Raw genomic sequence first — 21,473 nt, forward strand, 5'->3', positions numbered from 1 at the left:
AGGAAGGAACCGAGTAAGGGATGGAAGAAGGGTGAGGTGAGGGAAGAGATGACGGGGCGGAAGGCGCGGTATCCCCGTGCCGTCGCGCGGCGGCTTGTTCTCGGAGGGGGTGTCGGGATTGCCCTGCTTCCGCTGGCCGCCTGTGGAGACGGCGGGACCCCGGAGCCGCAGGGCTCGCCTGCCTCGCCGTCCGCCACTACGGCCCGCCCCGAACCGGCCGCCTCAGCCCGCGCCGCGTTCCGGAAGCTGGAGCGGGACTACCGTGCCCGGCTCGGGGTCTACGCCGTCGACACCGGCACCGGGCGGGAAGTGGTGCACAACGACACCGAGCGTTTCGCCTACGCCTCGACGTTCAAGGCGTTCGCCGCCGCCGCGGTCCTGCGGCGGTACTCCCCGGGCGGCATGGAGAAGGTGATCGCCTACTCCCAGGAGGACCTGGTCGCCAACTCGCCGGTGACCGAGAAGCACGTCGGTACGGGGATGTCGCTGCGCGAGCTGTGCGACGCCGCCGTCCGCTACAGCGACAATACCGCGGCCAACCTGCTGTTCGACGCGATCGGCGGGCCGAAGGGGCTTGAGGGTGTGCTGCGGGCGGTGGGTGACACCACGACCCGGGTCGAGCGGCGCGAGCCGGAGCTGAACCAGTGGGTCCCGGGGGCCACGCGGGACACCACCACGCCCCGCGCGTTCGCCGCCGACCTGCGGGCCTTCGTCCTGGGCGACGCCCTCGGCCGGGCCGAACGCGCGCAGCTCACCACCTGGCTGCGGACCAACACCACCGGCGGCGAGCTGATCAGGGCCGGGGTCCCGAAGGACTGGGTGGTCGGCGACAAGACCGGCGCGGGCGGTGTCTACGGGATCCGCAACGACATCGCCGTGCTGTGGCCCCCCCGACGGCGCGCCCCTCGTCATGGCGATCCTGTCGAACCGCGACGCCGAGGACGCCGACTACGACAACGAGCTCATCGCGCGCGCCGCGTCCGTCGCGGTCGGGGCGCTTCGGTCGGAGGGGTCAGCGGGCTGACGCGGCCGTCCCGCCCAGGACCACCGGCGCCAGGCCCGCCGTCAAGAAACGGGTCGGGGCGCCCGTACCGTCGGCGGGGGCCGTGTACAGGTCGGCGCCGTAGTCGCCCGGGAGGGAGTACGCGACCGTGCGGTCGTCCAGCCAGACCGCCTGGTCGTCGACGCTGCGCCGGTCGGCGAGCGGGGTCTCGTGGAAGGTGGCCAGGTCCAGGGCGTACAGCCGCCAGGGCGCGTCGGCGGGGGCGCCGGGCACGCGCTTCTTGTAGACGATCCGGGTCTCGTCGGGCGAGAGGGACGGGCATTCGACGTTCTGGTGGAGTGCGGTGACGGTACGCGCGCCTAGGTCGCCCCGTACGAGATAGGTCCTGCCGCCGGTCGCCATCGTGGCGTAGAAGTGCCGGTCGTCGCGGGAGAAGGTGACGCCCCAGAAGTTGGTGTCGGCGGCGTGCTGCTCCTTGCCGTCCTTCAGCACCTTGAACTCTTCGAGGGACGCCGTGAGGTGGTTCGTGCGGGTGTCGAGGATCGCGGTGCGGGTCGAGAAGTTCGTCCCCGCGTACGAGTCGCCGCCGACGAACACCGTCCACGCCACGAACCGGCCCGAGGGGGAGACCCTGGCCCGGGTGGGGATGCCGGGCAGCGCGTAGCGCGCCCGCTCCTTGAGGCCGGCGTCCAGGACGACGGCCCGGTAGGCGTCCTCCACCGTGCCGCGCTCGGCCTGGAGGCAGATCCCGGTCCCGGCGGCGGCGAAGAAGCGCAGGCACTTCACCCCGGACGCGGTGCGCGGGCCGCCCGGCGCGGCGGCCGGCACCGTCACCAGCTCGTCGCGGTGCGGACCCCAGGCCATGTTGCGGAAGACGATCCGGCGGGCCGCGCCGGGCGTGAGGGAGACCGGCCCGGAGGCGACCGCCGGGCCGCCCGCCTGGGCGCGGTCCTTCTCGGCGGCCCGGTCCGAGGCGTGCAGCAGCGAGGCCGCGGCCACGCCGCCGAGCACGGCCAGCGCCGTCAGCAGGACGAGCAGCTTGATACGCAGGGTCATGCGGGCCCTTCCCTCGATTCGTCTGATGCCGTGGTTGCCCTCGTGCCGGGCAGGAGCGCGAAGGCCGCCGCCGCGCACACCGCCAGCGCGCCCGTCGCCGTGCCGAGCGCGGTGCGGTCGCCCCACGCGCTCCAGGCGGCGCCGAACGCGATCGAGCAGCCGAAGCGGGCGAGCGCCTGGCTCGTCTGGACCAACGCGAGGCCGGAGGAGCGCAGTTCGGCGGGGACGTGGTCGGCGGTCGCCGCCATGAGGACGCCGTCGGTCGAGGCGTAGAAGCCGCCGTGCAGCGCGAGGACCAGATAGGGGAGCGCGCTGCCCTGCCATCCGCTGAGCAGCGCCACGTACGCCAGGAGCAGGGCGACATGGCCGCCTAGGAAGACACGGCGGCTGCCGACGCGGTCGGCGAGCCGTCCCAGCGGTACGGCGAGCAGCAGGAAGGCGGCGGCGGTGCCCAGCGGCAGCAGCGCGAACCACTGGTCGGAGACGCCGAGGCGCCGCTGGAGCAGCAGGTAGACGAAGGAGTCGCTGACCGTGGCGAGGCCCAACAGGAGTGCGCAGAGGGCGAGTCGGCGGACCTCGTGGACCCGGAGCAGGGCGAGCGCCGCCTTCAGGGACGCGCGCGGGGCGCCGGAGGCCTCGGCCGTCGCGGGCCGCCGCTGCCGCGACGGGACGAAGAGGACCAGGACCAGGACGCCCACCGCGGCCACGCAGAAACTGACGGTGAACACGGCGTCGTACCCGTCCACGGCCTGACGGAGGATCAGGAAGGCGACGAGCGGACCGATCAGGGCGCCCGCGGTGTCCATCGCCCGGTGCACGCCGAACGCGCGGCCCCGGGACTCGGGCGGGGAGGCCAGTGAGATCAGGGCGTCGCGCGGCGCGGTCCGCAGGCCCTTGCCGGTGCGGTCGGCGGCCAGTACGGCGCCGATCAGCGGCAGCGAACCCGCCACCAGGAGAAGGGGTTTGCACAGCGCCGACAGGCCGTAGCCGAGGACGGCCACCGTCTTGTGGCGCCCGCCGCGGTCGGCGAGGTGGCCGCCGACCAGCCGGACGAGCGCGCTGAAGCCGTTGTAGACGCCGTCGAGGAGGCCGAAGCCGAGCGGCGAGAGGCCGAGCCCGGTGACCAGATAGAGCGGCAGCACGGCCGTGACCATCTCCGAGGACACGTCCGTGACGAGGCTGACCGTGCCGAGGGTGAGCACGGTGGGGGCGACGGCGGCCCGCCGCCCGGAGCGGGTGCTCCGGGCGGCGGGCGCGGGCGTCGCGGGGGTGCTGCGACTGTCCGCTACGTACACGTCACGGAGTCCAGATGCCCGTGATCGGGGTCGCGTTGGCGGCCTGCCCGGCGTGCGAGGTGCCGTACATGTCCTCGATCGTGCGGAGCAGGTTGTAGTGGTTGTACGTCGTCGCGGAGGTCGATCCCGGGGTGACCTGCTGGCCGTAGAACACGGTCGGGATCTTGTTCCCGGCGAGCCGGTTGTCCTCGTCGAAGGTGACCACGAGCAGGCTGTTGTGGGTCTTCGCCCAGGTCGCGTACGCGCCGAGGTTGTTCTTCAGCCAGGTGTCGCCGGTTCCGACCGAGCAGTCGTGCATGTCGCTGCACAGGTTCGGGACCACGAAGGAGACCTGCGGCAGCTTGGTGTAGTCCGTCGGGAACTGCGTGAAGGTGTACGCCGACGAGGTCGGGACGTTGTTGAAGCCGAACCACGGGTTGTGCTTGCGGGCGTACTTGCCGCTGCTGCACGTGGTCGAGCCCTGGCTGGGCAGCGTCTCGTTGTAGCTCGCCCAGCTCTTGCCCGCGGCGATCAGCTCGGAGGCCAGGTTCGGCGCGGACGAGAAGCCGGGGGTGTAGCAGCTGTCGTCCGTGATCCCCTGGGTGGAGCCCGAGAACAGCGCGAAGTAGTTGGGCTGGCTCGGGTGGGTCTCGGCGTACGACTGGGTCAGGTTGGCGCCGCCGGCCTTCAGCGAGTTGATGTACGGGGCGCTGGAGCTGTCGATGACCTGGTTGTAGGCGTGGTTCTCGAAGACCACGACCACCACGTGGTCCGGGGTGGGCACGGTCGCCGCGGCCTGGGCCGAGGACGTGCCGCCGAATCCGGCCCACAGGCCGAGCGAGGCGGCCGCGAGGCCGAGGGCGGACAGAAGGGCGGTGCGGCGTTGTCTGGGCGCGCCGGACACGGCTACCTCCGGTTGAGGGGATGGCTTGGGGGCGGTGCAACCGAAGGTTAGGAGTGTCCATGCCAACCCGGAAGGCGTCCCATGTGAAGACCCGGGGAACGTCTCGTGGCGTGCGCGTCGCGCATCTCTCCGTACAAGTGTACGACTCCGCTCGTGTCCCGGCAGGGCGGCGGGCGACGGTGCGCCCGCCCCGTGGCCGGTCCGATGCCCTCGCCCGCCGTCCAGGACAACTCCAGTACGCGACACGGTCGTTCGAGAGGGTGAATCGTCGTTACGCGCCCCCTGGCCGGATCTGGCGCATGCGGCCGCCCGTGCCGCGCGGTGTATCCCGGAGTCTGCCGCGGAACTACGGGGCAGTCGCCCTCCGGGTGGCTGGAATGTCGCTGTTCACGCGGATAAACCTCGCGCGCGACAAGATCACCGCTTCGAGGTAATGCCCCCGGTCTGGAGGCGTGAACCGGTCTTTCAGGCCGTTACTGTTCCCCGGGATCTGGGGCGATTCCCAGAGATATCCACCACCGTTCCCCCCTTCCGATGGTCCGTACGGAAATGTGCCGATCGTCGCCTTCCTGAAGGAGAGCCCGCCCGATGACCGTTGAGACCGGCGCGGAAGCCCAGCTGGAGCCATCCCGGCCGCAGTCCAGCCTGAGCACCGCGGCAGCCCGCAACCTCGCCACCACGACCAAGTCCGCGCCGCAGATGCAGGAGATCACCTCCCGCTGGCTGCTGCGGATGCTCCCCTGGGTCGAGACCAAGGGTGGCGCCTACCGGGTGAACCGCCGGCTGAGCTACACCGTCGGCGACGGGCGCATCGAGTTCGTCCAGGACGGCGCCACCGTCCGGGTGATCCCCCGGGAACTCGGCGAACTCGCCCTGCTGCGCGGCTTCGAGGACGACGACGTGCTCACCGCCCTGGCCGACCGCTGCGAGCAGCGCGAGTTCCGCGCCGGTGAGGTACTGGTCGAGCGGGGGGCGCCCGCCGACAAGATCCACCTGATCGCCCACGGCCGGATCGGCCAGACCTCGGCCGGTAAGTACGGCGACGAGATCGCCGTCGCGGTGCTCGCGGACGGCGAGCCCTTCGGCGAGAACGCCCTCCTGGACGCCGACGCCAGGTGGGACTACACCGCGACCGCCGAGACCGCGGGCACCCTGCTCACCCTCTCCCGGGCCGACTTCGCCGCCGTGCTGGCCTCGGCGCCGAGCCTCCAGGCCCACATCGAGAGCTTCAGCTCGCTCCCGCTCCAGCGGCAGAACAAGCACGGCGAAGCCGAGATCGCCATGTCCGCCGGCCACGTCGGCGAGCACGAGCTGCCCGGCGCCTTCGTCGACTACGAGCTCAAGCCGCGCGAGTACGAGCTCTCCGTCGCCCAGACGGTGCTGAAGGTCCACACGAGGGTCGCCGACCTCTACAACGGCCCGATGAACCAGACCGAGGAACAGCTCCGGCTCACCATCGAGGCGCTGCGCGAGCGCCAGGAGCACGAGCTGATCAACAACCGCGAGTTCGGTCTGCTGCACAACGCCGACTTCAAGCAGCGCATCCAGACCCACTCCGGCCCGCCGACCCCCGACGACATGGACGAGCTGCTCTGCCGCCGCCGCGGCACCAAGCTGCTCCTCGCCCACCCGCGCACCATCGCGGCGATCGGGCGCGAGTTCAACGCCCGCGGGCTCTACCCGGACCACGTCGACCTCGGCGGACAGGCCGTCCCGGCCTGGCGCGGGGTGCCGATCCTGCCCTGCAGCAAGATCCCGATCACCCGGGAGAACACCAGCTCCATCATCGCCATGCGTACCGGCGAGGAGAACCAGGGCGTCATCGGCCTGCGCCAGACCGGTCTGCCGGAGGAGTACGAGCCGGGCCTGTCGGTGCGGTTCATGGGCATCAGCGAGCAGGCGATCATCTCGTACCTGGTGACCACGTACTACTCCGCCGCCGTCCTGGTGCCCGACGCGCTCGGTGTGCTGGAGAACGTGCAGATCGCCCGCCGCCGCGACTGAGCGGCGCGAAGGAAGCGCGCGACCGAAGGGCGCGACCAGAGGATCCGTCCGAGGTCCGCGACACGGCCCGGACCTTCCCGGGCCTGGCGAGCACGTCCGGGAGCCGGGGACAGCCCACTCACCCCAGCAAGGAGCCACGGATGCCCGACCCCGGGCTTTCCCCCCTTCCCCCCGTCTCCCCGCCCGCGTCCCCGTCCCCTTCGGGCGGGCTCTCGGCCATCGAACGGATCCTGCGCGGACCCAGCGGCTTCGGTACGAGCTCGCTGTCGCTGGCCCGGCGCCCGGAGCCGGCCGTCGCGCCGGAGCCGCCCGCGGCTCCCGAGCCGGTGCCGCAGCCGGAGAGGCTGCACATCCCGGGCCTCTACTACCACCCGGTGCCGGATCCCGATCCGGTACGGGTGGCGGAGGTCAGCCGCAGGATCAAGGACTGGGCGGTCGACGAGGTCCAGCTGTTCCCGGACGACTGGCAGGGCGAGTTCGACGGCTTCTCCGTCGGGCGCTACATGGTCGCGTGTCACCCGGACGCGCCCACCATCGAGCACCTGATGATCGCCACCCGGCTGATGGTCGCCGAGAACGCCGTCGACGACATGTACTGCGAGAACCACGGGGGTTCGCCCGTCGGCCTGGGCGGGCGCCTGCTCCTCGCGCACACCGCCCTCGACCCGCTGCACACCCCCGCGGAGTACCACGCGGGATGGACCGAGTCGCTCGGCGCGGACGCCCCGCGGCGCGCGTACCACTCCGCCATGCGGTACTTCGTCCAGCAGTCCACCCCGTCGCAGGCCGACCGCTTCCGGCACGACATGGCCCGGCTGCACCTGGGCTACCTCGCCGAGGCGGCCTGGACCGAGACGGACCACACCCCCGAGGTGTGGGAGTACCTGGTGATGCGGCAGTTCAACAACTTCCGCCCCTGCCCCACCATCACCGACACCGTCGGCGGCTACGAACTGCCCGCGGACCTGCAGGCCCAGCCCGCCATGCAGCGGGTGCTCGCGCTCGCCGGGAACGCCAGCACCATCGTGAACGACCTCTACTCCTACACCAAGGAGCTGGACATCCCCGGCAAGCACCTGAACCTGCCGGTGGTGATCGCCGAGCGCGAGGGGCTCTCCGAGAAGGACGCCTATCTGAAGGCGATCGAGGTCCACAACGACCTGATGCGCACCTTCGAGGCCGAGAGCGCCGAACTGGCCGCCGCCTGCCCGCTGCCCATCGTGCTGCGCTTCCTGCGCGGGGTGGCCGTGTGGGTCGACGGCAACCACTACTGGCACCAGACCAACACCTATCGATACAGCCTGCCCGACTTCTGGTAATTAGAGAATGGATTCATCTGTGACCAGCACCGAGTTCACCACCCTCGACGGCACCTCCTCCGCCGCCTTCGTCCCCGCCCCGGCGTCGCCGTACCAGGGGGACATCGCCCGATACTGGGACCAGGAGGCCCGGCCCGTGAATCTGAAGCTCGGCGACGTCGACGGGCTCTACCACCACCACTACGGCATCGGCGACATCGACCGGGCCGCCCTCGGGGACGTCGAGGACAGCGAGTACGAGAAGAAGCTGATCGCCGAGCTGCACCGCCTGGAGTCGGCCCAGGCCGACGTCCTGCTGCACCACCTCGGCTCCATCGGGCACGACGACACGCTCGTGGACGCCGGCTGCGGCCGCGGCGGTTCGATGGTGATGGCCCACCAGCGCTTCGGCGCCAAGGTCGAGGGCGTCACCCTCTCGGCCAAGCAGGCCGACTTCGCCAACCGGCGCGCGGCCGAGCTCGGCATCGGCGACCACGTGCACGCCCGGGTCTGCAACATGCTCGACATGCCCTTCGAGACCGGGCAGGCCGCCGGCTCCTGGAACAACGAGTCCAGCATGTACGTCGACCTGGACGACCTGATGGCCGAGCACTCCCGGGTCCTCGCCGTCGGCGGCCGTTACGTCACCATCACCGGCTGCTGGAACCCGCGCTACGGCCAGCCCTCGAAGTGGGTCTCCCAGATCAACGCGCACTTCGAGTGCAACATCCACTCCCGCCGGGAGTACCTGAAGGCCATGGCCGACAACCGCCTGGTCCCGCAGGCCGTCATCGACCTGACCCCCGAGACCCTGCCCTACTGGGAGCTGCGTGCCACGTCGTCGCTGGTCACGGGCATCGAGGAGGCCTTCATCAACTCGTACAAGGACGGCTCCTTCCAGTACGTCCTGATCGCGGCCGACCGCGTCTGACGTACGGGACGCCCCGCCGAAGCGATTCGGCGGGGCGCTCGCCATGCCCGAGGGATCAGCCCTCGGCGCCGCCGTCCTCCTCCGGCTGGATCCCCGCGAGCAGGTTGAACGCGCCCGTCAGCAGGTTGAGCGTCACGATCCCGACCACCTCCGCGATGATCCGGTCGCTCCACCCGTGCGCCCGCAGCTCGGCCACGTCCTCGTCGCCCAGGGCGCTCGGCTCGACGAGCACGCGCAGCGCGACCGCGATCAGCGCGGCCTCGCGGGCGTCCGTGGACGTGCCCTGGCGGGCCAGCTCGATGTCGCTCTCGCTCAGCCCGGCGGCCAGGGCGGCGGCCACGTGCGCCTCGCGGCAGGTGCCGCAGCCGATCCACTCCTGGACGGCGAGGGACAGCTTCTCGCTGAGCGCCCGGGGGATCTTCACCCGCTTCATGGCCCGGGACAGGCTGAGATAGCCCTCGATCAGCGCGGGCGAGTGGGCCATCGTCGAGACCATCTCGCCGGCCGAGCCGTGCCGCTCGACGATGTCCGTGAGCAGTTCGCGCGCCTTCCCCGTGGCCTGCTCGGGTTCGAGCGCGGCCAGTCGCCGCGCCTTGCCTTCCGTTCGCACCGTGCCTCCTCCTCGGTACACCCGCTCGGTATACCCGTAGGGGGTATAACGCGGGGCGGGGTCCGGGTGTTCCCCGCGGGGCCCTCCGAGATCGATACGATCGAGGGGTGATCAAAGGCGTCATGTTCGACTTCTCCGGCACGCTGCTCCGTGTCGAGTCCACCGCGCACTGGCTGGACGCCGTCCTCTCCGAGGTGGGTGTCGGGCTCTCCGGTGACGAGTTCGCCCACACCGTCGAGCGGCTGACCCGGTACGGGGCGCTGCCCGGCGGCCCGTCCCCGCAGGAGGTGCCGGTCCGGCTGCGGAAGCTGTGGGACGAGCGCGACCTCGACGCCGAGCGGCACCGCGCGGCGTACTCCGGCCTGATCCAGGAGGCGGGGGTCGCCGAGCCGGAGCTGGTCCGTGCCCTGTACGACCGGCACATGCACCCCGAGGCCTGGCATCCGTACCCCGACACCGCGCGGACGCTCGGCGAGCTGAGCCGCGGCGGGGTGCTGGTCGCCGTCGTCAGCAACATCGGCTGGGACCTGCGGCCGGTGTTCCGCGCGCACGGCCTCGACGAGTGGATCGACCTCTACGCGCTCTCGTACGAGGTCGGCGTCCAGAAGCCGGACCCCGCCATCTTCCGCTTCGCCTGCGACGGGCTCGGGCTCGCCCCGGCGGAGACGCTGATGGTCGGCGACGACCGCACCGCCGACGGCGGCGCCCGGGCGCTCGGCTCCCGCGTGCACTTCGTCGACCACCTCCCCGTCGACCGGCGGCCCGACGGCCTGCGCCCGGTCTTCGGGCTGTTGGGGGAGACCGGCCTCGACTGAGGGGACCCGTGTTGACGCCGGAGCGTTCCCGCCCTGACATGGCACTGCGTCAGATGCTCTCCGTGGTACGGAAGTTGCGCGACGGGCGGGTAGGCGCGCGCCCCGGCGCACAACCTCGCGCGTCGCTCGCGCGCTCGCCCGAAGGGGCGGGGGAGGCCCCCGAAAACACGGATCGGACCGCAATCGCCCGATCGGTGTGTCTTCTCCTCCGCACGGAGTAGAAGCCCTTGTCGCGCGGGGTGCGGGCGTGCGTCCCTATGTCCTGCCGCACGCCGGAGCCGCGCTGTCGCTCCGCGGTCCGCCGCGGCGCGAAAGGACGCGTGCATGGGTGTCATCCAGGACCGGGCCATGGCCCGGCTCGCCGACCCGCTCTTACTCGGCGCGCTGCTCGAACCCCGGGCCCGGTTCCTGGTCGAGCGGACCCATGAGCTGGAGTACGAGCGGATCGACTCGGTGGCGGCGCTGCGGGTGGCCGGGGTCGCGGCCCAGTGGCCGCTCTTCCCGCTGGACTCCCGCCGGGGCAACTGGATGCAGGTGCTGCCGGGCCCGACCCGGACCGACTTCTGCTGGGAGGGCGAGACCTCCGAGCCCGTGTGGATCGACGTCCTCGCCCAGCTGGAGATCGACGTCGTCGCCGAGACCGACCCCGGCGGGCTCGACTCGCTCGTGGTCAGGGCCGTCGACGAGTACGCCACCCTGGACGAGTTCCGCGCCCAGTTCCGCTTCCTGGACCTGGACGCGTTCATGCGCAGCCACGGCCTCGTCACCGTGGAGGACCTGCGCGAGTCCGGCGAGTACCTCCGTACCGAGGTGAAGCTGCGCAAGCCGCCCGTCTTCGACCCGGCGAGTCCCGTCAACCGGCGGACCGTCGCCGTGGACGCCGCCGTGGTGGTCGGCGCCCCTGACGACGTCGCGGGCGCGGTCCGGGCGGCCCGCCTGGTGGCCGCCGCGGCACGCGACCGCCCGCTGGCGACCGGGCCCTTCGGGGTGCGCGTCGCGCCGTACGCGCTCGTGGCCGCGTTCCCCGCCCCCGTACCGCAGTCGCCGCCGGCCGAACCGGGGCTCACCCAGGCGCAGATCACGAGTCTGCTGGAGGGCGCGGGCATCGCGGCGGTGTTCCTGAACTGACGCGACCCGCCGCCGCCACCGCGACCGCCGCCACCGCAGAGCCGCCAGGGCCCCCGAAGACCGTCCCCGTTCCGGAAGGAAGCAGGTCCCATGCCCGACACCCCCGTCCGCTATGTCCGCGTCAAGACCGAGGGCGTGCCCTTCGCCCCCGCCGTCCGCGCCTACGGGAACATCGCCATCATCGGCGTCGCCAACCCGCCGACGACCAACCCGCCCGCGGACTTCCTCGCGCCGAACACCCCCAAGCTGTTCACCGACGTCAACGAGGCCCGCAGGATCGCCAGCGGCCCCCTCGGCGACGCCATCGCAACGGCCCTCGTGCAGGAGCCGGGCCCCAGCGAGGTCTGGGGCGTACGGCTCGCCCAGTCCAACGCCCACGACGACGCGTTCACCAAGGTGGGCCCGCTCAATGTGCAGCTGGTCGTCGTCGCCGACACCGACCTGGCCCTCAGCACCCCGACCGGCGGCCAGCCGACGCCCACCGCGGCGATCGTGAAGCTGGCCGAGCACGTCTCCGCCCCCGCCGCCGACGGCATGGAGCGCATCGGCGTCGCGATGCTCGCCAAGGGCGCCGCCGACCCCGCCGTGGTGACCGGCAGCCTCGTCACCGAGCGGATGGTCTACGTGGCGCACAAGAGCGACGAGGACGTCGCCGCCGCCGTCGCCGGCACCATCGCGGGGTACGAGCCGCACGTCTCCCTGCTCCTGAAGAAGGTCAAGGTGAGCTCCGAGCCGATCTCCGCCCAGGACCTCGTCAAGCTGAACGGCTCCGAGGCCGCGAACACCGGCGGACCCGCAGGCAAGGGCGTCAACTGGCTGGTCGACCCGCCGCTCATCCCCGGCGCGGGCATCTACCTCGGCGAGGGCTACACCGGCGACCCCGGCGGCAAGAAGTACATCGACATCGTCCGCACCATCGACGACGTCACCTTCCGCCTCAAGGCCCGGCTCATCGGCACCATCGGCAACCTGCGGATCAGCCGCTCGGGCCTGCGCGGACTCGTCGCCGAGATGGAGACCGTCCTCGAACCGCTGCGCAGGACCGAGGTCATCGAGGAGTACGAGATCGTCGTGCCCATCCTCGCCCTGCTCGACAAGCCGCAGCGCACCCCCCTGGAGGACAAGCTGATCCAGGCCGCGCAGACCGACCGCGCCGCCGAGGCCATGGTCCGGGTCGACTACGCGGGGGCGATCCACCGCATCAACATCACGCTCAAGTTCGACTGACCCGCCTCACGACCAAGGAGCCGTCCCCATGTCCGACTGGAACACCCGGCTGGAAGTGAAACTCGCCGGCCGGACGATCTCGCCGATCACCACCTTCTCCCCGTCGTTCAACGTGCCGCACACGGTGATCCACAGCCTGGAGGCGGACGGCGTCGGCTATGTGCGCCAGCCCTTCACCTTCACCTTCACGCTCACCATCCCCGCCATCGCGTCCGCCGTCGCCGACCTCACCGAACTCGCCGTCAACGGCGGTGAGTTCGCTATCGCGGTCGCCGAGAAGAAGGGCACCGACTGGGCGTTCTCCTCGCTCAAGTTCAGCCGCTGCGTGGTCAGCGCCGCCCAGCCCAGCAACATCACCGTGGACGGCGTCCCCCAGGCCACGTTCACCTGCATGGCCCTCAACGTCGGCGTGGAGGACTGACCGTGACGTCCGACGACGAGCAGGCCCCCGACGGGCCGGACCGCCCCGGCGACCGGGTGGAGCGCACCGGCATCGCCCTCGTCCACGAGGGCGAGTACATCGTCCCCGCCCCCGGCAGCGAGGCCGTGCTGTCCCGCCGGAGCGACACCGGCCAGGTCGTCCACTACCACTTCCCCGTGGAGGTGGAGGTGGTCGGCACCCTCCAGGACCACCATGTCCGGCGGATCGCCGCGCACGTCTTCGAGGAACTCGACCGTGAACTCGGCAGCCGGGGGTAGCCCGTGGCGGACAAGGTGCTCGTCGGCACGATCCCCCTGCTGTACGTGCAGAGCGTCACCATGACCGAGGGGTACCGGGTCGAGCGGATCCTGGGCAGCCGCTTCTCCCAGGCCACCCAGCCGTCGACCAAGACCCTGACCATCGAGGCGGTGCTGCTCGGCCCGGACCGGTTCGCCACGAAGAAGGCGCTGGAGGTGCTCGCCCTCACCTCGCGGGCGCTGCTCGCCGCCGCGGGCCCGGCCCTGGCCGCCAGCGGCATCCCCGTCGTGTGCGGGCTCACGCTCAGCCTCGACATGCAGATCACCGACCTGCGCTTCGCGCAGAGCGTGCAGAAGAGGGACGCCTTCGACCTGTCGATGACCCTCCAGTACGTGCCCCGCTCCAGCCTGAGCGCGCTGGCCGGCGAGCTCGCCGACCTGGCGCTCGCCGCCGGGAACGCCGGCGTCCCCTCCGTACCCGCCCCCGGATCCGTACCCCGCTCACCCGGCCCGCCGCTCCTCTGAGCCCCGCCCCGCCCGACACCCGAGAACCAGCCGCCCCGCCCCGAGAGGAGGCCCGATGCAGGCGAGTCTGCCCGTCGACGCCGACGAAGGCTTTCCGCAGTCCTTCCGGCTGCGCTTCGGCGAGCGCGTCTACCGGATCGAGCTGTACGTCAACGCCGCCGAGGAGACGGTGGCCGCGGGCGGCGTGCTCGACCTGCTGGGCGGCGGCCCGTTCCTCGTGATCGCCGTGGGCCGCGAGGAGCCCGGCGGACTCGTCCCCCTGCTGCGCCGCAAGGCCGTCCGCGACCTGCCCTGCCCGGCCGGCGAGCTCCGGCTCGTCTTCCGGGAGGCCCTCGTGGACGTCCGCAACCTCAACGGCACCGGCAGCTACGGCTCGAAGGTCCTCGCGGGGGTGTCCGCCCGATGAGCTTCGCCATCCGCTACGCCCTCACCCTCACGGAGGAGGAAGAGAAGCAGAAGCCCGGCGGGCCCGGCGGCCTCCTCGGCGCGGTCACCGCGGCGACCGGCCCGCTCGCGGTCCTCACCGGTCTCACCAGCCTGCCGCTGAGCGTCTCCAACGACATCTTCGGCGGCTCCCTCGTCCTCGACGCCGACATCACCGTCACCATGGTCGAAGGCGCCGTCGCGAGCACCTTCGACGTCGTCCTGGTCAACCTGCCGGGCGACACCGTCAAGGCGCTGCGCGACGCCCTCGCCCGCCGCCCGCTCGCCGCCACCATCCGGCTCGGCTACTTCGACGACACCGGCGTCGGCGGCCGGCCCGTCATGGCCGGCCGCGTCGTCAAACTCGCCTCCTGGGTCGCCGAGGACGGCCTCAGCAGGGTCCGGCTCACCGGCCAGGACGCCGGCGGCTACGCCCTGCGCATGACCCCCGCCGGCGTCCACCGCGCCCAGACCACCGACGGACTTGAGTTCGCCGAGAAGATCGTCGACGCCGCCGGACTCACCCTCGCCAAGGGCTCCGCGCTGGAGACCGAGCTCAAGGACCACACCGTCCGCAACCCCACCGCGCTCGGCGCGCTGCGCGAGCTCGCCGACACCGCCCGCGCCCCCGTCGTCATCCGCGACGGACAGGTCCTCATCGGCCCCGCCGTCGGCACCGGCGACCCCGCCCCCGTCGTCTTCGACCCGGCCGTCAACCTCGTCACGTACGGCGACACGCAGGGCGAGGAGACCCTCGTGGTCGCCCCCGGCGAGGAACGCCCGCCCACCCGCACCTCGGTGAACGTGACCGTCCTCGGCCACCCCGACCTGCGGATCGGCCAGGTCGTCACCCTCCACGGCCTCGACGACGCCCCCGCGGGACCGCTGCGCGTCAACCGGCTCGTGCACCGCTTCGGCGTCCGTACCGGCTACGTGTGCGAGGTCCAGCTCGTCTCCGCGCGCGCCGGGCAGTTCGTCGAGGCCGTCGACGGGGTCCGGGCCTTCGCCGACCGCGTCGACGCCGGCGCCGAGCGCGCCCTGCTCGCCCGCCCCTCCGTCGACGTCGGCGAGGTCAGCGCCTACAAGGGCGCCGGACACCAGGTCTCCCTGAAGTACGGCCAGTCCCCGCCCGCCTCCGTGACCATGCCCAGCGTCACCGAACCGGTCGGCGACGACAGCCTGCTCGACAAACCCGTCGCCGCGCCCTTCGCGTTCGGCCCCTGCGGACTCATGACCCCCGTCTACCCCGGCATGCGCGCCCTGCTCGCCCACAACCGCAGCCTCGTCAACGACGCCGCCGTCGTCGGCTGGCTCTGGCCCCGCACCCCCGGCGCCCGGACCCCGTCGCCCGAACCCGGCGACTACTGGCTCGCCCTGCCCACCGGCACCGGCTCCGACGGACAGCCCACCGGACCCGGCGTCAACGACCTCACCGACGCCAAGGGCGGCCGGATCGTGCAGGCCCGCGGCCTGCACATCCTCGTCGGCACGCCGAAGCTGCCCCAGGTCGGCACCCGCCCCACCCCACCCGACGACGACTCGATCACCATCGAGCACCACACCGGCACCACCATCGAGATCGACCCCGACGGTGCCGTCACCGTCCGCACGAAGGGAAGCGGGATCAAGCTGACCAACGGGACCGTGAGCCTGTCCCTCGACGGCGCCTCGGTACAGGTGACGTGATGCCCGAAGTCCTCACCACCGCCTCCGTCCTCACGTGCGCCCACGGCGCCACCGTCCTCACCACCGCCTCGCAGACCGCGCTGACCGTGGACGGTGCCCCCGCCCTCCTCGTCACCGACCTGCTCCGGGCGACCGTCCCCGCCTGCCCCAACGTCGACGCCTCCAAGGGCCAGGCGCCCTGCGTGAAGGTCACCGCCGTCAGCGAAGGCGCCAGCCGCCTGCTCAAGGTCAGCGGCACCGCCGTCGCCCTCTCCACCGCGAAGGGCACCACCCAGGCCGTCCCCGTCCTCCCCGTCGCCTGGCAGGTCAAGGACGCGGGCCAGACCCTGCTGCGTACGGACTGAGGAGCCGCCCGCCCATGCCATCGCCCGCACCGCTCGAACCCCTCGGCCACAGCCTGCTCCTGGACGACGGCGACCTCGTCGTCCGCGGCACCGGCCTCGCCGAGGTACGCGGCCTCGCCAACCTCGTCCAGGCACTGACCCTGCGCCTGCTCACCCCGTACGGCAGCGACCCCTGCGACCACCGCTACGGGCTCAGCGCCGGCCAGGCCTTCACCCACCCCGGCGGCAGCCGCGTCCTCAAGGACCTGCTGCGCCTGGAGATCGTCCGCACCCTGGCCGCCGACCCCCGGGTGCGGGAGGTCGCCGACGTCGTCCTCACCGAGGACCCCGCCTCCCGGGTCCTGACCGTCCGGGTCCTCGTCGAGGCGCTCGACGGCCGGACCACCGACCTGACCGCCGAAGTGGAGGTGTGAACCATGGCGTACGGCGTCACCCCCGACGGCTTCGTCCTCAAGGGCCTCGACGTGATCCTCGCCGAGAGCAAGGCCCGCACCAGGGCCGCCCTCGGCGCCGATGTCGACCTGTCGCCCACCAGCCCCCTCGGCAAGATCCTGGAAGTGGTCGCCCAGGAGGACGCCGAACTGTGGAAGCGGATGGAAGCCCTCTACTACGGGCAGTTCACCGCCACCGCCGACGGCGCCGCCCTCGAACTGCTCGGCGACGACGCGGGACTCGCCCGCAACGCCCCCCGCCGCGCCGGAGACGTCACGCTCACCCTCACCGGCGGCGTCCCCGGCCGGACCTACGTGGTGCCCGAGGCGACCGTCCTGCTCGGCGCCGGCGACCCCGCCCGGGCCTTCGCCACCACCGCCCCCGTCGACCTGACCGCCACCGCCCCGGTCCGTACCGTACGGGTCCTCGCCGTCGAGCCCGGCGACGCGCCCGTCGCCGCCGGGACCGTCGACGACGTCCACCCGGCGCACCGCGCCCAGTACCTCGCCGACTGGCCGCCCGCCGCCCTCGTCGTCACCAACCCCGCACCCTTCGACGAGCTGATCCCCGAGGACGACGACGCCTACCGCGCCCGGATCATCGCCCTCCCGCGCGCCCTGTGGACCGTGGAGAGCGTCCGGCAGGCCGCCCTGTCCGTCTCCGACGTCATCGACGCCCGCGTCACCGACCCGCTCGGCGGCATCGACGTCTCCCAGGCCTACTTCGGCGGCTTCGACTTCGGCGGCCGCACCTTCAGCGACGAACGCCGGGTCGGCGAGCCCTACTTCGCCGACGTCGCCGTCGCCCACCGCGGCCTGCGCCCCTGGCGCACCCTGCCGGGACCCGCCGCCGTGCCCGGCGTGTACGAACTCGTCACGGCGGCCGTGGACCGCGTCCGCCCCATCGGCGTCCACCTGAACATCGTCGAGGCCGACCACATCGACGTCGGCGTCCGCGCCGAGATCGTCCTCGCCGCCGGCTTCGACGGACCCACCGTCATCGGCCGCATCCGGGCCCGCCTCGCCGCCGACATCGGCCGGCTCCGGCTCGGCGACGACGTCCTGTACGCCCGCGTGATGTGCGCCCTCGCCGAACAGCCCGGCGTCGACGACGTCCGCCGGCTCCATCTGCGGCGCTGCCCGCCCGCCTTCGGCCGCTTCGGCTTCGGCGGCGTCGTCTACCAGCTCGGCACCGTCGAGGCCGCCGTCGGCGAGTCCCTCGCCATGGGCGCCACGGAGATGGCCGTCTTCGCCGCGGACCCCGCCCTCAGCAGCATCGAGGTGGTCGGCCGATGAGCGCCCCCACCGCCCCGCCCACCGTGCCCGACCCGCCGCGGCTCGCCGCCGCCGACATGGCCGCCCGCCTCACCGTGCCGTTCGCGCGCGGCGCCGACCGGCTGCGGCTCGTGGTGCGGGGCACCGCCGTCGACCCGTACGACTTCCAGCTGCACACCGCCCAGTACGGCGTCGTGCCCCGGCCCCTGTACGTCCTCCAGGCCCGCAAGGACGTCCCCGCCGCGACCACCGTCACCTTCGGCGTACGCGGCGGCCCGGCGCTCACGCTGCCCCTGCCCGACGGGCTCACCACGGGCACCTCCGTGCCGCTCCCCGACGGCACCGGCATCCTCACCGGCATCCAGTCCGGGCTCGCCGGACCCCAGGAGGACTGGTGGCGGCTCACCGCCCTCCTCGGCACCATGGGCCGGCTGCTGTGGGCCGTCGGCTGGGAACGCGACCACCTGCGCCGACAGCTCGACCGGACCGTCGAACAGCGCTCCGTCGCCCACGCCTACGGCGTCCAGCTCGACCGCAACGGCGCGGGCCTCGGCGTCGTCCGCGCCACCGGCGAGAGCGACGACGCCTACCGCCGCCGCCTCACCGTCGCCCGCCGCTGGACCCTGCCCACCCCCGCCGGACTCACCGCCGCCCTCAACCAGGCCGTCGGCCCGATCGACGGCGTCCCCGACCCCCTCGTCCTCGACGACACCGACGCCGAACTCCGCCGCGGTCTGCTGCCGCTGCGGGTCGCCCCCCTCGACCTGCTGCCCGGACAGAGCGTCGACCTGCTCGGCACCGTCGGAACGGACCTGCCCCGGCCCCCCGTCGACGAGGTCTTCCACCCCGGCCTCCTGGTCGCGCTGTCCCCCTTCGCCGCCGAATCCCGCCCCCTCCCCGGCACCCCCGAACCCCTGCTCGTCCAGCCCGTCGTCGCCGCCGCCATCGCCCGGCTCAACCTCTTCGCCTCGCGGTCCGTCGTCCACGCCGGATACGACCCGAAGGCCGACGACGCCCGCGCCACCGGCCGCGCCGTCCTCCTCAGCCACGACACCATCGCCACCTCACGGATCGCCGCCCTCGCCCACTGGTCCGGATTCGACCTGGTCACCCACCGCCCGGACGGACTCGCCTACGCCGAGTGCGCCCCCGGCGAACTCCTCGGCATGGAGACCGGGGACGCCACCCTCCCCGTCGACGGCACGCTCACCCTCTCCGTACGGCCCCTCACGCCGCCCCCCGGCTCCCTCATCCGCTGGTACGTGCTGCGCTCCGGCGCGGGCCGCGGCGAGTTCGCCGGACCCGCCGAAGGCACCTCCGTCGTCCTGCGGGGCACGGCCCCCGGCCGGTTCGCCGTCGTCGCCGAACTGCGTCTCGCCGACCTCACGGTCTCCGCCACCCGCGAGCTCGTCGTCCTTCCCGTCACCGTCGCCGACAACACCGCGATCGGCGCCGACGGCACCCCCGACCCGGCCCCGCCCCCGCCCATGCCGCCGGGCGAGGGCCTCCACCCCGCCTTCCTCGTACGCCACGACGACCCCGCCCACGCCGAGTACGGGACCGACGCGGAGACCCATCGGATGCGCCGCGAGGTCGCCGAACACCTCGACGCGTTGATCGCGCTCGTGCCGGCCGCGACCACCGGCAAGCTGGCCGTCCGCAGGGACCTGGGCGCGACGGCGAGCCCACTTGCCCAGGAGGCGCGCGAACTGCGCCTCAGCCACCCGGGCCTGCCCCTGGGAACGCTCGGCGCGCTCGCCCACCGGGCCGGCTTCAGCTACGTCCGCGTCGCCGGGGGAGTCGTGACGGTCTCCCAGGAGCACCAGGACCCGGTCAGGGTCACCACCCCCGGGCTCTACCGCGACGTCCTGCCGATCGGCACCACCGTGCCCCTGACCGTGACCCCCTCGCCCGCCGAGATCGGCGCCGCCGGGGCGATCGGCTGGTCCACCGGCGATGGCGCCGCCACCCTCCTGACCACCGCCCCCGGCACCATGTCCGTACGCGGCGAGCACGGCGGCCCCGCGTGGGTGCAGGCCTCCTACCGGATGGGCGACAGGACCGGCGCCTACCAGCTCACGGTCCGGCTGCGCCCCGAACTCACCGGCCACACCCTGCCGCCCGCCACCCGAACCCTGATCGTCAAGATCCTCGACGACCTGCGCCCGCTGGGCGTCGAGGTCGTCACCCGTCTCCTGCCCGGAGGGAATCCGTGACCGACATCGTCTTCAACCCCACCTTCAAACACGTGGCGTGGGTGGACAACCGCGACCGGGTGGCCGCGAGCGGGCAGAACGGCTTCAACGTGCGCTTCGACGCGATCCAGCAGGACCTGGAGAGCCTGTCGACGGTCGTGAAGCAGGTCGACGTGGGGCTGAAGGCGGCGGGCGCGCGCCCGTTGCTCGAACGGAAGCTGACCCTGGCGCCGGCCTTCGTCCCGGTGGAGGGCGATCCTTCGTGGGCCATCGACTCCTTCGGAGTGGCGACCAAGAAGGACGGGACCCGTCCGACGATCCGCGGCATCATGACCGTGACCCCGCCCGACGGCGTCGTGCTGCGCAGGCTCCGCGTCACCGGCCGGAACACCAGTGCCGGCAGCCTGACGGTCAGTCTCCAGCGCGTTCCGCTCGCCGAATCCGGCAACCTCGAAACGGTCGTCGCCGTGTCCTGCTCCGGGGGCCCCTTCGGCGACCCGCAGGACGTGCCGGCCGACCGGAACCGGGTGGACATGAGCACGTACCGCTACTTCATCGACGCGAGCGCGGACGGCGCCCCCGTCGGAACCTCCCTCGTCATCACGAGCATCCAGCTCTCCTACCTCGGCGTCTGAACGGAGACCTCATGACCGACAACCTCTACATCCCCATGGGCACCGGCGACAGCGGCGCACGGCCGTGGCCCCCCGCCAACGAGCCCAAGTTCTACAACAACAACGGTCTCTGGCTCCGCGCCTTCCCCGACCCCAACAACCACAACAACCACCAGGACGGCAACACGACCCAGGTGGGCTGGGAGACCCTCGTCATGGTCCGGGTCACGAACAAGAGCCAGGACGTCATGAAGAACGTCAAGGTCCAGGCCTGCCTGTTCGCACCGGGATTCGGCGCCATGACACCCTCGGCCAAGCAGACGGCGTTCGACCTCACGCCCGCGATCGACATCCTGGGACAGGCGACGGTCGAGATCGAGGTGCCACCGATCTGGAAACCCCTGGACGAGGACTTCAAGCGGACGGTCCCCGGCGGACACTTCTGCATCGCCGCCAACGTCTACACGACCGGGGTGGGCGGGGCGCCCGGGGAGGGCAAGCTGCTCGGGGCGGACGAGCTGTTCCAACCCGTCGACAACGGGCACCACGCCCAGCGCAACCTCATCCTGAACGACGCCCCGCACACCGGCGGCGGAGGAGGCACCTCCTCCAAGGTCCCCACGACGCAGTACCCGCCGCCGACGAGCGCCATGCTCTACCGCGTCAGCACCGAGCACGTGACGACCAAGCCCAGCCCGGGCCAGCTCGACGTGCTCGCGCACCACCCCCGTGTCCTCTCGACCCCGGACGGGCTCGCCCGGGGGGAGGTCAGCCTGAGCACCTCCAGGGGGCCCGTGCCCATCACGGTCAGCACCGAGCCGCCCGCCATCACGCTGAGCTCGGACGCCACCCCCGGGCTCGACACCCTCTTCAGCTACGCCCCCGACCGCCCCGACCGGATCGACACCGACCTCGTCGTCGACCTGCCCCCGGACGCCCCGATCGGCAGCCTCCACACCTTCGACGTCGCCCTGTGGACCGAGCGGGGCGACCTGGTCGGCTGCCCGCTCCGGGTGATGCTCCTGGTCACCGAGTAGCCGGGACCGCCACCC

Annotated in this window: 21 protein-coding genes and 1 pseudogene; 18 read left to right on the forward strand and 4 right to left on the reverse strand. The window is 72.5% G+C overall.

The window, feature by feature from the left end:
- The first annotated feature begins 48 nt into the window (after positions 1–48).
- Positions 49–1,024 (forward strand): annotated as a pseudogene (bla, locus tag ABTZ54_RS12115) (class A beta-lactamase).
- On the opposite strand, the gene ABTZ54_RS12120 reads toward bla, so the two are convergent.
- The 3 genes from ABTZ54_RS12120 to ABTZ54_RS12130 are packed head-to-tail and all read right to left on the reverse strand — an operon-like array spanning position 1,013 to position 4,237.
- A complete protein-coding gene (locus ABTZ54_RS12120; protein WP_351660598.1) occupies positions 1,013–2,059 on the reverse strand; it encodes a TolB family protein in 1,047 nt (348 codons plus the stop codon). The pseudogene bla and the gene ABTZ54_RS12120 sit on opposite strands and share 12 nt — an antisense overlap.
- Complete coding sequence (locus ABTZ54_RS12125) at positions 2,056–3,354, reverse strand: MFS transporter (RefSeq protein WP_351660601.1); 1,299 nt, start codon at positions 3,352–3,354, stop codon at positions 2,056–2,058. The genes ABTZ54_RS12120 and ABTZ54_RS12125 overlap by 4 nt, the downstream gene beginning before the upstream one ends.
- Position 3,355: 1 nt before the next feature.
- Positions 3,356–4,237, reverse strand: coding sequence for an alkaline phosphatase family protein (locus ABTZ54_RS12130; protein WP_351660604.1), 882 nt, complete (start codon positions 4,235–4,237; stop codon positions 3,356–3,358).
- Positions 4,238–4,825: 588 nt separating this feature from the next.
- On the opposite strand from ABTZ54_RS12130, the gene ABTZ54_RS12135 reads away from it, so the two are divergent.
- From ABTZ54_RS12135 to ABTZ54_RS12145, 3 genes are all read left to right on the forward strand, one after another.
- Positions 4,826–6,241 carry a family 2B encapsulin nanocompartment shell protein gene (locus ABTZ54_RS12135; protein ID WP_351660607.1) on the forward strand — a complete coding sequence of 472 codons (1,416 nt, stop codon included), beginning with the start codon at positions 4,826–4,828 and terminating at the stop codon, positions 6,239–6,241.
- Between the two features lie 140 nt (positions 6,242–6,381).
- A complete protein-coding gene (locus ABTZ54_RS12140) occupies positions 6,382–7,560 on the forward strand; it encodes a family 2 encapsulin nanocompartment cargo protein terpene cyclase (protein WP_502997236.1) in 1,179 nt (392 codons plus the stop codon).
- Positions 7,561–7,567: 7 nt separating this feature from the next.
- Complete coding sequence (locus tag ABTZ54_RS12145) at positions 7,568–8,470, forward strand: geranyl diphosphate 2-C-methyltransferase (protein ID WP_502997237.1); 903 nt, start codon at positions 7,568–7,570, stop codon at positions 8,468–8,470.
- Between the two features lie 55 nt (positions 8,471–8,525).
- Here ABTZ54_RS12145 and ABTZ54_RS12150 read toward each other — a convergent pair whose 3' ends face one another.
- Complete coding sequence (locus ABTZ54_RS12150) at positions 8,526–9,080, reverse strand: carboxymuconolactone decarboxylase family protein (protein WP_351660612.1); 555 nt, start codon at positions 9,078–9,080, stop codon at positions 8,526–8,528.
- Positions 9,081–9,187: 107 nt separating this feature from the next.
- Here ABTZ54_RS12150 and ABTZ54_RS12155 point away from each other — a divergent pair, with 107 nt between their 5' ends.
- From ABTZ54_RS12155 to ABTZ54_RS12220, 14 genes are all read left to right on the forward strand, one after another.
- On the forward strand, positions 9,188–9,895 hold the full coding sequence (locus tag ABTZ54_RS12155) for an HAD family hydrolase (protein ID WP_351660615.1): 708 nt from the start codon (positions 9,188–9,190) through the stop codon (positions 9,893–9,895).
- 324 nt (positions 9,896–10,219) lie between these two features.
- Positions 10,220–11,023 carry a hypothetical protein gene (locus tag ABTZ54_RS12160; protein WP_351660618.1) on the forward strand — a complete coding sequence of 268 codons (804 nt, stop codon included), beginning with the start codon at positions 10,220–10,222 and terminating at the stop codon, positions 11,021–11,023.
- 90 nt (positions 11,024–11,113) lie between these two features.
- On the forward strand, positions 11,114–12,250 hold the full coding sequence (locus ABTZ54_RS12165; RefSeq protein ID WP_351660621.1) for a hypothetical protein: 1,137 nt from the start codon (positions 11,114–11,116) through the stop codon (positions 12,248–12,250).
- A gap of 28 nt (positions 12,251–12,278) precedes the next feature.
- Positions 12,279–12,671 carry a hypothetical protein gene (locus ABTZ54_RS12170; RefSeq protein WP_351660624.1) on the forward strand — a complete coding sequence of 131 codons (393 nt, stop codon included), beginning with the start codon at positions 12,279–12,281 and terminating at the stop codon, positions 12,669–12,671.
- A 2-nt stretch (positions 12,672–12,673) separates the two neighbouring features.
- Positions 12,674–12,949, forward strand: a complete 276-nt coding sequence (locus ABTZ54_RS12175; protein WP_351660627.1) for a hypothetical protein — start codon at positions 12,674–12,676, stop codon at positions 12,947–12,949.
- Positions 12,950–12,952: 3 nt separating this feature from the next.
- Positions 12,953–13,453, forward strand: a complete 501-nt coding sequence (locus ABTZ54_RS12180) for a hypothetical protein (RefSeq protein WP_351660629.1) — start codon at positions 12,953–12,955, stop codon at positions 13,451–13,453.
- Between the two features lie 55 nt (positions 13,454–13,508).
- Positions 13,509–13,859, forward strand: coding sequence for a hypothetical protein (locus ABTZ54_RS12185; RefSeq protein ID WP_351660632.1), 351 nt, complete (start codon positions 13,509–13,511; stop codon positions 13,857–13,859).
- The gene (locus ABTZ54_RS12190; RefSeq protein ID WP_351660635.1) at positions 13,856–15,562 is read left to right on the forward strand and encodes a hypothetical protein; all 1,707 of its coding nucleotides are present in this window, start codon (positions 13,856–13,858) and stop codon (positions 15,560–15,562) included. Before ABTZ54_RS12185 ends, ABTZ54_RS12190 begins: the two co-directional genes overlap by 4 nt.
- A complete protein-coding gene (locus ABTZ54_RS12195) occupies positions 15,562–15,906 on the forward strand; it encodes a hypothetical protein (protein ID WP_351660637.1) in 345 nt (114 codons plus the stop codon). The genes ABTZ54_RS12190 and ABTZ54_RS12195 overlap by 1 nt, the downstream gene beginning before the upstream one ends.
- Before the next feature lie 14 nt (positions 15,907–15,920).
- Entirely contained in the window at positions 15,921–16,319 is a 399-nt protein-coding gene (locus tag ABTZ54_RS12200; protein WP_351660640.1) for a hypothetical protein, read from the forward strand.
- A 3-nt stretch (positions 16,320–16,322) separates the two neighbouring features.
- Positions 16,323–17,633: a baseplate J/gp47 family protein gene (locus ABTZ54_RS12205; RefSeq protein WP_351660643.1), complete on the forward strand. Its 1,311-nt coding sequence runs from the start codon at positions 16,323–16,325 to the stop codon at positions 17,631–17,633.
- On the forward strand, positions 17,630–19,828 hold the full coding sequence (locus tag ABTZ54_RS12210) for a hypothetical protein (protein WP_351660646.1): 2,199 nt from the start codon (positions 17,630–17,632) through the stop codon (positions 19,826–19,828). The genes ABTZ54_RS12205 and ABTZ54_RS12210 overlap by 4 nt, the downstream gene beginning before the upstream one ends.
- The gene (locus ABTZ54_RS12215) at positions 19,825–20,442 is read left to right on the forward strand and encodes a hypothetical protein (protein WP_351660649.1); all 618 of its coding nucleotides are present in this window, start codon (positions 19,825–19,827) and stop codon (positions 20,440–20,442) included. The genes ABTZ54_RS12210 and ABTZ54_RS12215 overlap by 4 nt, the downstream gene beginning before the upstream one ends.
- 11 nt (positions 20,443–20,453) lie before the next feature.
- The gene (locus ABTZ54_RS12220; RefSeq protein ID WP_351660652.1) at positions 20,454–21,458 is read left to right on the forward strand and encodes a hypothetical protein; all 1,005 of its coding nucleotides are present in this window, start codon (positions 20,454–20,456) and stop codon (positions 21,456–21,458) included.
- Positions 21,459–21,473: the final 15 nt, after the last annotated feature.

It is taken from the genome of Streptomyces sp. NPDC094032, from assembly GCF_040303965.1.
Lineage (GTDB): Bacteria > Actinomycetota > Actinomycetes > Streptomycetales > Streptomycetaceae > Streptomyces.

Bases quoted from the DNA above. Each gene is read 5' to 3' on its own strand.
- ABTZ54_RS12120 (WP_351660598.1), bottom strand. From the start codon at position 2,059: ATGACCCTGCGTATCAAGCTGCTCGTCCTGCTGACGGCGCTGGCCGTG.
- ABTZ54_RS12135 (WP_351660607.1), top strand. From the start codon at position 4,826: ATGACCGTTGAGACCGGCGCGGAAGCCCAGCTGGAGCCATCCCGGCCG.
- ABTZ54_RS12140 (WP_502997236.1), top strand. From the start codon at position 6,382: ATGCCCGACCCCGGGCTTTCCCCCCTTCCCCCCGTCTCCCCGCCCGCG.
- ABTZ54_RS12145 (WP_502997237.1), top strand. From the start codon at position 7,568: ATGGATTCATCTGTGACCAGCACCGAGTTCACCACCCTCGACGGCACC.
- ABTZ54_RS12160 (WP_351660618.1), top strand. From the start codon at position 10,220: ATGGGTGTCATCCAGGACCGGGCCATGGCCCGGCTCGCCGACCCGCTC.
- ABTZ54_RS12165 (WP_351660621.1), top strand. From the start codon at position 11,114: ATGCCCGACACCCCCGTCCGCTATGTCCGCGTCAAGACCGAGGGCGTG.
- ABTZ54_RS12170 (WP_351660624.1), top strand. From the start codon at position 12,279: ATGTCCGACTGGAACACCCGGCTGGAAGTGAAACTCGCCGGCCGGACG.
- ABTZ54_RS12185 (WP_351660632.1), top strand. From the start codon at position 13,509: ATGCAGGCGAGTCTGCCCGTCGACGCCGACGAAGGCTTTCCGCAGTCC.
- ABTZ54_RS12190 (WP_351660635.1), top strand. From the start codon at position 13,856: ATGAGCTTCGCCATCCGCTACGCCCTCACCCTCACGGAGGAGGAAGAG.
- ABTZ54_RS12195 (WP_351660637.1), top strand. From the start codon at position 15,562: ATGCCCGAAGTCCTCACCACCGCCTCCGTCCTCACGTGCGCCCACGGC.
- ABTZ54_RS12200 (WP_351660640.1), top strand. From the start codon at position 15,921: ATGCCATCGCCCGCACCGCTCGAACCCCTCGGCCACAGCCTGCTCCTG.
- ABTZ54_RS12205 (WP_351660643.1), top strand. From the start codon at position 16,323: ATGGCGTACGGCGTCACCCCCGACGGCTTCGTCCTCAAGGGCCTCGAC.
- ABTZ54_RS12210 (WP_351660646.1), top strand. From the start codon at position 17,630: ATGAGCGCCCCCACCGCCCCGCCCACCGTGCCCGACCCGCCGCGGCTC.
- ABTZ54_RS12220 (WP_351660652.1), top strand. From the start codon at position 20,454: ATGACCGACAACCTCTACATCCCCATGGGCACCGGCGACAGCGGCGCA.